A 13498-nucleotide genomic window follows, 5' to 3' on the forward strand; every position below is an offset into this window, starting at 1 on the left:
CGCGGTTTTCTACGCGCCCGACAATTAGAAGAGTCGAGCGTTATTAAAATGTTTAATTAAAAGATTAAACGCAGCGAGGCAATTCGTAATTTCACAAATCTGTCAGATTTCCTCAGGCTCATCGAGAGGAATGGCAGCGGACTGCAAGTTGCCGTCGATTGCCTTCAACAGACGGACAAGATTGCGAATTTCCTTCTCGGAAAACGCCTGGGTTGCCATCCGGTCGCAGGCCGAAGAGGCCATCTCAATTGCCTTGACGCTGCCGCGGCCGAGTTCGGTCAGATAGACTTTCGTCAGGCGTGCATCTTCGGCGTCGGCCTTGCGCTCGAGGAAGCCTTGCGCCTCCATGCGCCCGATCGTGCGCGTCATGGTCGGCGCCTTGACCCCGAGCTTCTGCGCCAGCCCGCCGGCGGTCATGCCGTCACTTTCCGCAAGCAAGACGATCACGCCGTCTTGGCCGGCATAGAGGCCGCTTTCGAGGAGGTTGCGCGACAAGACGGTGCGCATCGACCGGGCCGCCTGCGTCAAAGCCGGCGAAAGATCGACGACCGTATATTCGGTCTGGTCCTTCTTTTTGGATTTCTGCCTCTTTCCATCCTTGTGCTTCTTCCCCATCGCCATCCCTTTGACTTTTGCTGTGTTGCGCATCTCTCGCCCTGCAAGCGAGCCGGAACATTTTGTATCATCTCCCCTAAATCGATTTCGGTTTAAGGGCTTATGCGCTAAGCATTGAGAACGCTGCGTTATGACATTGCGCATCATTTCGTCATAAACAAGAGGTCTTAGCCGGATGACGGAGCCTTCTCGCGACTTCGAGGATAACGATGCGAACCTGACGCCCAAAGACCGCCGCCAGTGGATCGCTGTTCTGCCACTTGGCGCGCATGAGCAGCACGGCCCTCACCTGCCCTTCGAGACCGACACGCTGATCGCCAAGGGTATCGTTGCCCGGCTTAAGGCCACCCTTCCCGCTGCCCTGCCGGTGACCTTCCTGCCGACGGAGGAGATCGGCTACTCGATCGAGCACATGGACGCCAGCGGTACGCAAACGCTGACATACGGCGAAGCCATCGAGCACTGGCTGGGCATTGCCCGAAAGCTCTCCGACCTGGGCATTCGCAAGCTGGTGATGCTGAACGCGCACGGCGGCAACTCGCCGCTGATGACGATCGTTGCAACGGAGGCCCGCGTCCGTTTCAACATGCTTGCCGTCGCGACCAGCTGGACACGCTTCGGTGTTCCGCCGGACACCATTTCGCCCGAGGCGAAGGCGATCGACGTCCACGGCGGCGACATCGAGACCTCCGTCATGCTGGCGCTTCACCCCAATAAGGTCGATATGAGCAAGGCCGCTGACTTCGCTTCCCGCCAGTCTGACTTTGCTGCCCGCTTCAAACATCTGCGCGCCTACGGCCCACACGCGTTCGGATGGAAGATGCCCGACCTGAGCCCGTCAGGCGTCGCGGGCAACGCAGCACTTGCAACGGCGCAGAAAGGCGAGGCACTGATCCAACATTCCGTAAAAGGCCTGGTGGAACTGCTCGAGGACGTCGACGCGTTCGATGCAACACAGCTTGGCTGAAACCATCGCCCTTGCGATGTGATCTTATAACATACAAAACCCTTTGAACTGCCGCTCGCAACTCCTTATATGAGACCGACGAATTTTTAGCCCCGCCCCCGGGCGCCATCTCTCGAGGTTCTCATGACCGACGCGATCTCCACCCAGCAGAAACCAATCCCCGTTACCGTTCTCACCGGCTACCTCGGCGCCGGCAAGACGACCTTGCTCAACCGTATCCTGTCGGAGAACCACGGCAAGAAATATGCGGTCATCGTCAACGAATTCGGCGAGATCGGCATCGACAACGACCTCATCGTCGAATCCGACGAAGAGATCTATGAAATGAACAATGGCTGCGTCTGCTGCACGGTGCGCGGCGACCTGATCCGCGTCGTCGAAGGCCTGATGCGCCGCCCCGGCCGCTTCGACGGCATCATCGTCGAAACGACGGGCCTTGCGGATCCGGTGCCGGTCGCCCAGACCTTCTTCATGGATGACGACGTGCGCGCAAAGACGGAACTCGACGCCGTCGTCGCCCTCGTCGACGCCAAGCACCTACCGCTGCGCCTGAAGGATAGCCGCGAGGCGGAAGACCAGATCGCCTTTGCCGACGTCGTCCTGATCAACAAGACCGACCTGGTGACGCCCGAAGAACTGGCACAGATCGAAGACATCGTGCACGCCATCAACCCATCGGCTCGCGTCTACAAGACCAGCCGTTCCGGCGTCGATCTCGCCCACGTTCTCGATCAGGGTGCCTTCAATCTGGAGCGCGCGTTGGAGAACGATCCGCACTTCCTCGATCATGACCACGACGACCACGTCTGTGGTCCGGATTGCGATCACGACCACCATCACCACGCGCATGATCACGACCACGATCATGACCATCACCATGATCATGACCATGGACATGATCACCATCATCATGGCGCCATGTCGCCGATCCATGACGTGACGGTGCAGTCGGTCTCGCTGCGCGGCGGCGAAATGAACCCCGAGCGCTTCTTCCCCTGGATCCAGAAGGTCACGCAGACGCAGGGGCCGAACATCCTGCGCCTCAAGGGCATCATCGCCTTCAAGGACGATGCAGAACGCTATGTCGTGCAGGGCGTCCACATGATCGTCGAAGGCGATCACCAGCGTCCGTGGAGGGACGGCGAGAAGCATGAGACCCGTCTCGTCTTCATCGGCCGCGAACTCGACCACGAAAAGCTCGAAGCCTCCTTTAAGGCGTGCGAGGCGGCAGCCTGATGCCGACAGTTGCCCCGTTTGACCTCGACGGCCATATCCTGGCCGTCGAATTTTTAGGTGACACCCCTTTCTTCGCCAATGCCGCCGGCACCTTCCACCGCCTCGATGGTGGAGAGAAGGTCACGGAAGCCCATCAGGGCATGCTGAGCTGCATCAGAGATCCCTACAGCGAGAGCCTGATATCCGGTGGCGAGGACGGCAAGGTACTGCGCATGGCGGCTGACGCCGGTGTGACGGAGCTTGCCAGCGCGCCGCGCAAGTGGATATCGCAGCTTGCCGCCGGTCCTCAGGGTGCCGTCGCCTATTCCTACGGCAAGAGTGCGTTCGTCCGTCTCGCAGACGGCATGACCAAGGAATTTACCGAAGAGCGCACCGTCGAAGGCCTCGCTTTTGCCCCGAAGGGCATGCGCATTGCCGCTGCGCGCTATAATGGCGTGTCGCTGCATTGGGTCGGCACAGCTGCCAAACCGGTCGATCTCGAATGGAAGGGCGCCCACACCGGCGTGACTTTCTCGCCGGATGGCAACTTCCTCGTCACCATGATGCAGGAGAATGCGCTGCACGGCTGGAAGCTCGACAGCAAGGCCGGCGCCGAGGCCCGGCACATGCGCATGACCGGCTATCCTGCAAAGGTGAAATCGCTCTCCTGGTCGGCGAAGGGCAAGTGGCTTGCCTCCTCAGGTGCGCCGGCCGCGATCGTCTGGCCGTTCCAGGGCAAGGACGGCCCGATGGGCAAGGCGCCGCTCGAACTCGGTACCCGCGCCAACATCATGGCGACGTCAGTGAAGTTCCACCCCGTCGAAGACATTCTCGCCATCGGCTTCATCGACGGCATGATCCTCGCCGTCCGCGTCGCCGACAGCAAGGAAGCGCTGCTGCGCCGTCCCGGCAAAGGCGCGATCACCTCAATGAGCTGGAGCAAGAACGGCAAGCTTTTGGCCTTCGCGTCCGAAGCCGGCGATTGCGGCGTGGTCGACATCGCGGCTTAGGCAGCAAGAGCGCGCCGCCCAAAATACCGCGCTTGAGATTAGGGGTAAGCGAGGCACCGCAAGGCAGTGGTGCCTCGTCCCCTTTTGCGAAGAGGCCCTCGCCGCCGCACGCTGGTCATGCGGCCTGCTCGCCCTTTGCCGACGCTTCGACGCGATTCCGACCCCGGCGTTTGGAGGCATATAGCGCCTCATCTGCCTTTCGCAGCAGTTGCTCGAAATCGACACCTGTCTCGCCGGAGGCGGCAACGCCGATACTGAGGGTCGGAAAGACTGCCAACCCCGCATGACGGCAGCTGAAAACGCCAGCCTTATGCTTTCGGCGGTCTGCACCGCCTCGGCATCGGGCATGTCCTTCAGAACGGCCAAGAACTCGTCGCCGCCTTGACGGGACAGCAGATCGCCGGGCCGCAGCACCGCCTGCGCCACTCGGGCAAAGAGCCGCAATATATCGTCGCCCAGCACATGGCCGTGTTGGTCGTTCAACTGCTTGAAATTGTCGATATCGATGGCGAGCAGCGCAAACGACTGCGCTCGCCTGAATAGCAGGCGTTGCGCCAGACCGCCGCGATTAAGCGCGCCGGTCAGCGGATCACGATGCGCCAGATCGATGAGCTTGTTCCTGCTGCGCTCGGCGGCCATCAGGACGATGACCATGCTGCGCAGGACGAGGAACACCAATGCGGTGGCCGCCATCCAGCTATGAACGGGATTGTCGCCGAAGACGCCTGGTCCGGAGATCCGGCCCGATGCCGCAAGCAGACTGCGAACCAGGAAGATCGCTGCCGTCGGCATATAAAGCCAAGCGAGCAGCCCGGCCGAGAACAGCTTCTCGCGCCGGTGAATGGTGAGGCCTTCCCGCAGGATTGCGAGATCACAGAGGCAGCACACGGTTGAAACATAGAGGATGCGGGCCGATACCGCGGCGGGATCTCCCGTGAACATCAGTACGGGCAAGCTGATGCAGGCGATGGCAAGCACACAGTAGCGCTCGCCGACCGGCCGCTCGGCGAAGACACGAACGGCAAAGAACGTCAGGAGGTAGCCTGCGATCGTCAAGACGTTGCCGGCGTCGAGGGAGACGAACGAAGGAACGAAATCGCGCAGGGAGACGCAGAAGGAGCCGATACCGATGAGGAGATTACTGACACCCCACCAGGCCGGCCAGCGTCCAAAGCGGCCGCTCCGATGCGCCGCGAGATGCACGCTGCCCAGGACCAGACATGTCATGGCCGAAACGACGTAGATCGTTCTCAGGTCCAGCATCATGTCCGGGCACTCTCCAACCTATGGCTGGCGCACCTTATAACCGCGCTATTGAATTTTAATTTTACAGTTCGCTTGTTTTTTAATGATGTGCCGAAATCGCTCATCAGGTTGCGCGACTGGCTGCAATAATCTCGGCCAGAAGCCGATGCAGCGCATCGCGATAGCCGGTGCGCGCGGATGGGCCGCTCTCGTCCGATGTCATCACGACCGTCATGCCAAAAGAGGGCACGATGTAGAGCATCTGGCCGCCGTAACCCCAGGCGAAGTGGACCTCTTCGCCGCCGATTTGCCGCGAGAACCAGCCGTAGCCATAGTCGTCGCCGGAGAAGCGGGAATTGGTGCGGTGCTGCCACGACTGCGCGATCCAGTCCGCCGGTACCACCTGCGTGCCGTCAGCGGTCCTGCCGCCGTTGCGGTAGAGTTCGCCGAAAGCCAGCAGCGAGCGAGCCGTCATCGCCATCTGGTTGCCGCCGAGATAAATGCCCTGCGGGTCGCGCTCCCAGGCGCCGATTCGGAAACCGTCGACAGGCCCGAGCCATTCGCGAGCCAGAGCCAACGTCGATTTCCCGCCGACCTTTGTCAGGATCGCCGAGAGAAGGTGAGTGGAAGCGGTCGAGTAAAGCATCTGGCCGCCCGGCTCGTCGGCGAAGGGCTGAGCAAGCGCGAAACGCACCCAGTTGCGGGAGGAGATCCAGCGACCGTAGTTGGGACCAGACAGCCGACCAAGTCCTGCCTGCATGGAGAGCAGGTCGCCGATGGTGACTTCGTTGAGCCGCGCATTGGGATGGGCGGGCAGATCGTTTCTCAGGATGGGAGCGATCTTCTGCTCCGGCCCTTCGAGCAATTTCCTTTCGATGGCAATACCGACGAGGCTCGAGATGATCGATTTGGACGCGGACTTGATGTTGACGGATTCGGTCGCTGTGTGGCCGCGATAGCCTTGCTCCGCCACAGTCCGCCCATTCCTGGCGACGATCACCGTCTTAAGCGGTTTTAGATCCTCGCGTGAAGACAAGCTCTCCAGGAGAGCTGTCGTCCGCCCGTTTTCCTGCTCGGCGGTGGCAGCGAATGGGGACAGCAGAAGAACGACGAAGAAAGCGAGGCGCGTGATCATCCCGCTGAGCTAGCGTCGGCGCACCGCGAAGTCATCGCCCGCCCGGCGCGGCTCACGCGGACGTGAAAGTTTATGATCGCCATGCCGTCACTGATGAACGCAGCTACGTTTCATCGAGGGTCGCTTCTGCGCCTTGGTGAACTTGGCGATCATACCGCTCGGGCACCTCTTGTCGTCAAAGAGTACTGATTGGCCGGGCGCTAGCGACTCCACGGTTGGCTTGGATGTGACGGTCTGGATCTCGGCGCTTGCCGGTGCAACACTGGAAATCGCGAAAAGCAATGAAATGGATACTAGGATCAAACTTGAACGTGTCATTTGCGCACCTTCATATATCGCATTGCTAATTTACAATCTTACAGAATGAAGGTCGACGCAACGAATCCGAAAGGCGTAAGCGGGCATCGCGCAGGCACCCCAACGCGCCGCCCGAAGCTTTGCTTCGTAGTGGTTTGCCTGATGGGAATGGGCAGGCGATTGGGTATTGGAGTCGGATGTCAGGCTGCATCGCCTGCCCGATCGCACCGGCTTTCCGGGTTTTCACGATCGGCAGGAGCGTCTCCCGACCCCGGTTCCCCGATGGATCATCAACTCTGACGGCATCCGACCCAGCCTTGGCAACCATCATTGAGCGCCGAAATATGAACGGAAGGCGGACCGGTTCATGAACCTGGCTCCCTGCCCGATGACCAGGCAATCGAATAAAACCTGCGTCAGGAGCGGAAAACGTCTGCCCAAAATTTCATCTATATGATTGAGATAATTGCATATTTACGAGAACAAACAGGGAATTCCATCCACCCCAGGGCGAAACTCAGGTGTTGCTAAAATATCATTAATTTTTGCTCTCACAGTTTTTTGTTCATCTGGCGTTCAGAAAACTCTTTGGAAAGCCACTTTTTGAGCCCACATTGGACTCCTGAGAATAGGAGTGCATGAATGATTCTAAGGGCCACTGCCGCAGCGACTATATTCGCGGTTTATGCTTTCACGATGTTCTTCATCGCCGCTATACCTGAAAATGTCGTTCAGACTGCCGGAACTCAATTCATCGACGCAAGCGTCGTCAAATGATTGAAGCCTAAGGGGGCAAGCAGTCGTAAAAGTTTAGGCTACGCGTTCGCCGGGTCTTCCGGCGCTCCTAAACTTGATTTCCGGAAAAACGGGACAACAAAAAAGCCCCTCCCCTTTCGGGGAGAGGCCGTGCCGATTACGCCGCCCTGCGGACCGGTGCGGTGGCCAGCATGCGTCCCGAGGGGACGATCATGCCGGCCGCGCCATCAAGCCAGCCCTCGATCAACGCCAGCGCCAGGAAGCGCGAGCGCTCGAAGGGGCCCGGCATGACGAGATGTTGAGCCTTCTCTGCAAAGAAGCCGAAACGCTCATAGTAGGGGGCGTCGCCGACAAGCAGGATCGCCCCGTGTCCGCGATTCTTGGCTTCCAGAACCGCAGCCCGCATCAATGCCGAGCCGACGCCCTTGCCTTCGAAGCTGGAATCGACCGCCAGCGGTCCGAGCAACAGCGCATTGATCGGCGTGCCCTCAGCATTGACGCCTGCCTCGACATTCCACAGGCGCACGGTGCCGATCACATGGCCATCGCGATCGCGCGCAACCAGCGCCAGACCGTCTGCCGGAACGCGGCCGCGTCGGATCTTCTCCGACGACTTCTTGCGGCGGTTCGGACCCATGGCGCGATCGAGCAAATTCTCGCGAGCGACGACATCGCCGGGATTTTCGGCGTCGATGGTGAAGACAGACGGCGCAAAGTATGCGCGGACAGATTCAAGAACAGCGGCCATCGTGGCCTCCCGTACCCAAAACCGTTATGAGCGGCGATTGATATGAATTGTGAGGGTGCCGCCCCGGCTGGCTACGGGGCAGGCAAAGTCGAACCTTGGCCCATGAGCCTTTCCTCGGATCAGAAGATCTGAGGGGTCATGTGCTAGATAACGTAGGCTTTCAGCGGCTCGAAGCCATTGAACGCGACCGCCGAATAGGTGGTCGTGTAGGCGCCGGTGCCTTCGATCAGGATCTCGTCGCCGATCGATAGGGAGATCGGCAGCGGATAGAGATTCTTTTCGTACAGCACGTCGGCCGAGTCGCAGGTCGGGCCGGCAATCACGCAAGGCTCCATTTCGTCGCCGTCACGTTCGGTGCGGATCGGGTAACGAATGGCTTCGTCCATCGTTTCGGCGAGCCCGCCGAACTTGCCGATGTCGAGGAACACCCAGCGGGCAGCGTCGTTGTCCGACTTCTTCGAGATCAGCACGACCTCCGTCTTGATGACACCGGCATTGCCGACCATGCCGCGGCCCGGTTCGATGATCGTCTTCGGAAGCTGGTTGCCGAAGTGATTGCGCAGGCTCTGGTAGATCGCACGACCGTAAGCTTCCGCCGATGGAACATCGCGCAGATACTTGGTCGGGAAGCCGCCGCCCATGTTGACCATCTGCAGGTGGATGCCCTGCTTGGCCAGCTGGACGAAGACGCGTTTGGCATCGGCCAGGGCCGAATCCCAGGCATCGACCTTGGTCATCTGCGAACCAACGTGGAACGACACGCCGTAGGACTCGAGACCGAGCTGATGAGCGTAGACGAGAACGTCGACAGCCATCTGCGGCACGCAGCCGAACTTGCGCGACAGCGGCCACTCAGCGCCTTCGCCATCCGTCAGGACGCGGCAGAACACGCGGGCGCCGGGAGCGGCACGCGAGATCTTCTCGACTTCCTCGTGGCTGTCGACCGCAAAGAGGCTGACGCCGAGCGCATGCGCGCGGGCAACGTCGCGTTCCTTCTTGATCGTGTTGCCGTAGGAAATGCGGGCAGCCGTCGCACCGGCGTTGAGCGCCATTTCGATTTCAGCGACAGACGCGCAATCGAAGTTGGAACCCATGTTGGCGAGCAGCTTCAGGACTTCAGGAGCCGGGTTCGCCTTGACGGCGTAGTAGATCGCGCTGTCCGGCATCGCATGACGGAAAGCAGAGAAGTTGTCGCGCACGACGTCGAGGTCGACCACCAGGCAGGGACCATCGGGACGTCGGGTTGCGAGAAAGTCGCGGATGCGCTGAGTGGTCATATCAATCCCTCTTCCAATTCCAGAGCTCCGGGAAAACCCGGAGGACAAAGGGCAACCAATCACTCGCATAGGAACCAGCCGGTGGAGACCCCGGAACCTTAGCAAGCGCTTGGATCGCGCAAATGATGAATCAACGCCGCTTAAGCGACATGGATCCGGCTTTGTCTGCCATGGATTGGAGGGAGAATCCCAACCGCACTTCCGGCAATGAAGGTGTGCCTCTTCAGTAACCCCCGCTGATGGAAAGCAGGGAGAGAACAAAAAGGCCCGCACCGTCGTTGCTTCAGGCGTCCTCGCATTTTCCGGTTGGCCGGAATAGCGACTGGAGGGGTTAATTCCAGGTACCTTACCGATTTCCTCACCAATTCGAGGGTTCGGCGGACACCCATGGGCACGTGCGACTTTGGGCTGAACACGAGATAGGAATATTCGCCGTCATAATCAAGCGGTTTTTTCGCATCTCCCGGCAGAAAATATTTGAACAATACACCGCAATTTGTTCAACGTGGTGAAACGGCAGGCAAGCGATTGATTTGACTTCCGGTTCGACGCGCTCGGAGACGACAGCCATGGACACCCTCACCCGCATCCGCGCCTTCATCGATGTCGTTGAAGCAGAAGGCTTTTCGGCCGCGGCGCGGCGCACCGGCCGTTCCAAGGCGCTGCTGTCCAAATACGTGCGTGAATTGGAGGACGAACTCGGCGCCCTGCTATTGAACCGCACGACCCGACAGTTCTCGATGACCGAAGCCGGGCACACCTATTATCGTACCGCTTCCGACATCCTCAAAGAAATCGACAACCTTGCCGATCTCGTGCGCGAGAACAACGCGCAGCTGAAGGGCCGGCTGAAGGTCTCGGTGCCGCGCACCTTCGTCGATGCCGATGTCGGGCAGTCGCTGATCGATTTCGCCAAGGAAAACCCCGATCTCACCCTCGATATCGCGGCCGACGACAGGTTCGTCGACCTCATCGAGGAAGGCTTCGACGTCGCGATCCGCGTGACCAAGCTCGAGGACTCCGGCATGATCGCCCGCAAGATTTCGGATTTCCGCGTCCATCTTTGCGCAACGCCCGACTTCGTCGAACGCCATCCCGAGCTCGCCCACCCCTCTGATCTCGCGAACGTCCCCTTCATCATCGACACCAACGCGCGCAGCCAGGGCAGCATCCGCTTCTACAATCCGGACAACAGCTCCTTCGCGGTTGCCGTTACCGGCCCCATGGAAGTCAACAGCCCCCATGCGACGCTGCGTGCCGCCCTTGCCGGCATCGGCGTTGCGCTGATCCCCGATTTCATTGCCCGCAAGCCGATCGAAGACGGAGAGCTGGTGACGCTCTTCAACGATTACATTCCGACCGATCGCGGCATCTATGCCGTCTACCCGCACCGCCGCTATCTGCCGGCCAAGGTGCGAATCTTCGTCGACTATCTTCACAATTGGTTCAGGAAGCACCCCTGACCGCCTTGTCGACGCAGCCGGTCCCAATTCCGTCCCATTTACTGGCAAGGACTCAAATGAACAACGGGATCCCGCAGAGCACCCATGAAGAAATCGACATTCCTGATGGCGTCGCTCCTGTCGCTCCTGCCAGCCGCCGCCCTTGCGCACCCGCACGTGTTCGTCGAGGCACGGCTGGAGGTCGTCGCCGACGATGACGGCAATGTTGCCGAACTGCGCAACGTCTGGCGCTTCGACGAGGTCTTCTCTTCATCCGTCGTGTTGGATTTCGACAAGAACACCGACCTGAAGCTCGATCCGAACGAGCTGGCCGAGGTCGGTAAGACGGTGCGGGATTCGCTGGTCGACTACGACTACTACATGAACCTCACGATGAACGGTAAGAACATCAAGGTCGAGAAGCCCGATCTGATCCATGTGGACTACAAGCAGGGCCAGCTCCTGATGTTCTTCGCGGTCAAGCCGGCGGAAAAAATGCCGCTCAAGGGCCGTCTGACTTTCGGCGTCTACGACCCGACGCTCTACACGTCGATCGACTTTCCGAGCGATAACGAGCTGGTCCTGGTCGGAGACAGCTTCAAAAGCTGCAAGCACCAGGTCGTCCGCCCCGATGCGGACCAGGTGATCGCCGAGAACAAGCAGTCCTTGACCGACGCCTTCTTCAACGACCCGACGGGGACGAACATGTCGAAGCTTTTTGCGACGCGGCTGGACGTGACATGCTGAGGCACCGGCTTCGACCGCTTGCCCTCGGTGTAGCACTCGCGCTCGTCGCGGGCATAGCGGTCGCGCATGCGCAATCGCCGCTCGGCATCGGCACGTCGGAGCCGAGCTTCCAGCCGACCGGCGGTCCGCTCGCGCCCATTCTCCTTTACGTCAATGCGCAACAACAAGCCTTCTATCGCGCGCTGACCGGCGCGCTCAAAGCCATGCGGGATGACTCCTGGGACCTGTGGACACTGATTGGCCTCTCCTTCGCCTATGGCGTCTTCCATGCCGCCGGTCCCGGACACGGCAAGGCTGTCATTTCCTCCTACATGATCGCGAACGAAATCGAGTTGAAACGCGGCGTGTCGATCTCCTTCGTGTCCGCCTTCTTACAAGGGCTTGTGGCGATCGCGCTCGTCGGCGGGGCATGGTTGGTGTTGCGCGGCACCGGCATTACCCTGACCGCAGCGACACAGGCGATGGAGATCGCGAGCTTCATCATGGTCGTCCTCTTCGGTTGCTGGCTGCTGTTTCGCAAGCTGCGCGCGATCGTCGCCGGCATGCCGCGCCGCGAAGTCATGGCAACATCCTCCGGGCCCGTCAGCATGATGCTGGACTGGAGGGACAACGAGGCACAGAAGCAGGGGGCCAGCTACGCCTTCGGCGAGGCGCAAGCGCTCAAAGCCGGGCACAGGTTCATTGCGGGCATGGCCTGCGAGACCTGCGGGCAGTCGCACATGCCCGACCCGTCCCTGCTCGGCGCGGCGAACTTCAACATCCGGGAAGCCTGGTCGGCCATCATCGCGGTCGGCCTGCGCCCCTGCTCCGGCGCGCTGCTGGTCATGACCTTCTCGCTGCTGAACGGCCTCTATCTCGGCGGCGTGCTGTCGGTGATCGCCATGTCGTTTGGCACCGCCATAACAGTCGCGATCCTGGCGACGCTTGCCGTCACCGCCAAGAGCACCGCGATGCGGCTTGCCGGCCGCGGCTCTGCCGCTTCGATCTGGATCGGGAATACGATCGAAATTCTCGGCGCCCTGCTTGTGATTGCCATGGGAGCGCTGCTGCTCGGCGCCTCGCTGCAGGGTTAGGGAAGCGTTACTTGCCGCGGCCGCGCTGGTATCGCGCCCTTAGCCAGAAGACAACAAAGAAAGCGAAAACCAGGCAGGCGCCGACGGCAGCCGCCAGATAAGGCGAGTAGCTGCCGAGTTTGAGAACGATGGTCGGCATGAAATAGAGCACGAGGCCTGCCGCCGCGAGGATGACGGCCGCGGCAATCGCCTGCGACCGGCTTTCCGATTTCGGAGCCGTCATACCGCCTGCTCCTTGCTGATCTCGGCGCGGATATCCTCCAGTCGGCGCTTCTGTTTGCCGTCCGCATCGAAATTGTCAGGCGACAGCCAGGCCTCGAACGCGGCGTTCAAGACGGGCCACTCGGAATCGATCATCGAAAACCACGCGGTATCGCGATTGCGGCCCTTGGAGATCATATGCTGTCGGAACACGCCTTCGAAGGTGAAGCCGTAGCGGGCCGCGGTCGTTTTGCTTGCCTCGTTCAGATTGTCGCATTTCCACTCGTAGCGCCGGTAGCCGAGCGCCTCGAAGATATGCTTGGCCATGAGGTAATGGACTTCCGTGGAGAGCGGCGAGCGCTTCATGTCGGGACCGTGCGCAACGCCGCCGACCTCGATCACGCCATTGGCCGGATCTGCCCGCATGTAGTTCGCCATGCCGACGATCTTGCCGGAGCTGTTGTCACGGAAGATGTGCGTCAGCCAGCCCGATTTGGCGACCGAATGAAGCCAGTTGGAGAAATCCTCCATGCCGGTGAAGTCGGGCTGGGCGAAATAGCGCAGCAGCGGGTTGATAGCCATGCCACCCAGTCCATCCCACAAGGCCTGCAGATGCTGCTCGCGGACATAGGGTTCAACGGTGACGAAACGGCCCTTAAGGGTTACCGGCTGTGGTGCCGGGCAACCCTTGAAATTCGATAGATCGCGCATGCGCTCCTCCAGATAAGGAGACATGGCTTAGGCCAGCCGCCCGGGAAAGGCAACTGGCC

The 13498-nt window shown here is 60.4% G+C and carries 13 protein-coding genes and 1 pseudogene; 6 read left to right on the forward strand and 8 right to left on the reverse strand.

What is annotated here, in order from left to right:
- Positions 1-102 precede the first annotated feature (102 nt).
- A complete protein-coding gene (locus tag LPU83_RS56310; RefSeq protein WP_029710136.1) occupies positions 103-648 on the reverse strand; it encodes a MarR family winged helix-turn-helix transcriptional regulator in 546 nt (181 codons plus the stop codon).
- Between the two features lie 142 nt (positions 649-790).
- Here LPU83_RS56310 and LPU83_RS56315 point away from each other — a divergent pair, with 142 nt between their 5' ends.
- The 3 genes from LPU83_RS56315 (at position 791) to LPU83_RS56325 (ending at position 3807) form a co-directional block, all read left to right on the forward strand.
- Positions 791-1582 carry a creatininase family protein gene (locus LPU83_RS56315; RefSeq protein ID WP_024315848.1) on the forward strand — a complete coding sequence of 264 codons (792 nt, stop codon included), beginning with the start codon at positions 791-793 and terminating at the stop codon, positions 1580-1582.
- 123 nt (positions 1583-1705) lie between these two features.
- A complete protein-coding gene (locus LPU83_RS56320; RefSeq protein ID WP_024315847.1) occupies positions 1706-2818 on the forward strand; it encodes a CobW family GTP-binding protein in 1113 nt (370 codons plus the stop codon).
- On the forward strand, positions 2818-3807 hold the full coding sequence (locus LPU83_RS56325) for a WD40 repeat domain-containing protein (protein ID WP_024315846.1): 990 nt from the start codon (positions 2818-2820) through the stop codon (positions 3805-3807). The genes LPU83_RS56320 and LPU83_RS56325 overlap by 1 nt, the downstream gene beginning before the upstream one ends.
- A gap of 115 nt (positions 3808-3922) precedes the next feature.
- Here the strand turns inward: LPU83_RS56325 and LPU83_RS56330 are convergent.
- From LPU83_RS56330 to odc2, 5 genes and pseudogenes are all read right to left on the reverse strand, one after another.
- Positions 3923-5073 (reverse strand): annotated as a pseudogene (locus LPU83_RS56330) (GGDEF domain-containing protein).
- Positions 5074-5176: 103 nt separating this feature from the next.
- Positions 5177-6187 carry a serine hydrolase domain-containing protein gene (locus LPU83_RS56335; RefSeq protein ID WP_024315844.1) on the reverse strand — a complete coding sequence of 337 codons (1011 nt, stop codon included), beginning with the start codon at positions 6185-6187 and terminating at the stop codon, positions 5177-5179.
- 87 nt (positions 6188-6274) lie between these two features.
- A complete protein-coding gene (locus LPU83_RS75390; protein WP_037070062.1) occupies positions 6275-6505 on the reverse strand; it encodes a DUF6719 family protein in 231 nt (76 codons plus the stop codon).
- Between the two features lie 892 nt (positions 6506-7397).
- Positions 7398-7988 carry a GNAT family N-acetyltransferase gene (locus tag LPU83_RS56340; RefSeq protein ID WP_024315843.1) on the reverse strand — a complete coding sequence of 197 codons (591 nt, stop codon included), beginning with the start codon at positions 7986-7988 and terminating at the stop codon, positions 7398-7400.
- Positions 7989-8131: 143 nt separating this feature from the next.
- A complete protein-coding gene (odc2, locus tag LPU83_RS56345) occupies positions 8132-9265 on the reverse strand; it encodes an ornithine/lysine decarboxylase (protein WP_024315842.1) in 1134 nt (377 codons plus the stop codon).
- A 569-nt stretch (positions 9266-9834) separates the two neighbouring features.
- Between odc2 and LPU83_RS56350 the strand changes: the two genes are divergently transcribed.
- The 3 genes from LPU83_RS56350 (at position 9835) to LPU83_RS56360 (ending at position 12527) form a co-directional block, all read left to right on the forward strand.
- Positions 9835-10728, forward strand: coding sequence for a LysR family transcriptional regulator (locus LPU83_RS56350; RefSeq protein WP_024315841.1), 894 nt, complete (start codon positions 9835-9837; stop codon positions 10726-10728).
- Between the two features lie 84 nt (positions 10729-10812).
- Positions 10813-11454 (forward strand): DUF1007 family protein, encoded by a 642-nt coding sequence (locus LPU83_RS56355; RefSeq protein WP_024315840.1) that lies wholly within the window; start codon positions 10813-10815, stop codon positions 11452-11454.
- Positions 11448-12527: a nickel/cobalt transporter gene (locus LPU83_RS56360; RefSeq protein WP_024315839.1), complete on the forward strand. Its 1080-nt coding sequence runs from the start codon at positions 11448-11450 to the stop codon at positions 12525-12527. The genes LPU83_RS56355 and LPU83_RS56360 overlap by 7 nt, the downstream gene beginning before the upstream one ends.
- A 7-nt stretch (positions 12528-12534) precedes the next feature.
- Here LPU83_RS56360 and LPU83_RS56365 read toward each other — a convergent pair whose 3' ends face one another.
- A complete protein-coding gene (locus LPU83_RS56365) occupies positions 12535-12750 on the reverse strand; it encodes a hypothetical protein (RefSeq protein WP_024315838.1) in 216 nt (71 codons plus the stop codon).
- Entirely contained in the window at positions 12747-13439 is a 693-nt protein-coding gene (locus tag LPU83_RS56370; protein ID WP_024315837.1) for a GNAT family N-acetyltransferase, read from the reverse strand. Before LPU83_RS56370 ends, LPU83_RS56365 begins: the two co-directional genes overlap by 4 nt.
- Between the last annotated feature and the right edge of the window lie 59 nt (positions 13440-13498).

It is taken from the genome of Rhizobium favelukesii (assembly GCF_000577275.2).
Lineage (GTDB): Bacteria > Pseudomonadota > Alphaproteobacteria > Rhizobiales > Rhizobiaceae > Rhizobium > Rhizobium favelukesii.

Bases quoted from the DNA above. Each gene is read 5' to 3' on its own strand.
- LPU83_RS56320 (WP_024315847.1), top strand. From the start codon at position 1,706: ATGACCGACGCGATCTCCACCCAGCAGAAACCAATCCCCGTTACCGTT.
- LPU83_RS56325 (WP_024315846.1), top strand. From the start codon at position 2,818: ATGCCGACAGTTGCCCCGTTTGACCTCGACGGCCATATCCTGGCCGTC.
- LPU83_RS56360 (WP_024315839.1), top strand. From the start codon at position 11,448: ATGCTGAGGCACCGGCTTCGACCGCTTGCCCTCGGTGTAGCACTCGCG.
- LPU83_RS56310 (WP_029710136.1), bottom strand. From the start codon at position 648: ATGCGCAACACAGCAAAAGTCAAAGGGATGGCGATGGGGAAGAAGCAC.
- LPU83_RS56370 (WP_024315837.1), bottom strand. From the start codon at position 13,439: ATGCGCGATCTATCGAATTTCAAGGGTTGCCCGGCACCACAGCCGGTA.
- LPU83_RS56355 (WP_024315840.1), top strand. From the start codon at position 10,813: ATGAAGAAATCGACATTCCTGATGGCGTCGCTCCTGTCGCTCCTGCCA.
- LPU83_RS56340 (WP_024315843.1), bottom strand. From the start codon at position 7,988: ATGGCCGCTGTTCTTGAATCTGTCCGCGCATACTTTGCGCCGTCTGTC.
- LPU83_RS56365 (WP_024315838.1), bottom strand. From the start codon at position 12,750: ATGACGGCTCCGAAATCGGAAAGCCGGTCGCAGGCGATTGCCGCGGCC.
- LPU83_RS56350 (WP_024315841.1), top strand. From the start codon at position 9,835: ATGGACACCCTCACCCGCATCCGCGCCTTCATCGATGTCGTTGAAGCA.
- LPU83_RS56335 (WP_024315844.1), bottom strand. From the start codon at position 6,187: ATGATCACGCGCCTCGCTTTCTTCGTCGTTCTTCTGCTGTCCCCATTC.
- odc2 (WP_024315842.1), bottom strand. From the start codon at position 9,265: ATGACCACTCAGCGCATCCGCGACTTTCTCGCAACCCGACGTCCCGAT.
- LPU83_RS75390 (WP_037070062.1), bottom strand. From the start codon at position 6,505: ATGACACGTTCAAGTTTGATCCTAGTATCCATTTCATTGCTTTTCGCG.
- LPU83_RS56315 (WP_024315848.1), top strand. From the start codon at position 791: ATGACGGAGCCTTCTCGCGACTTCGAGGATAACGATGCGAACCTGACG.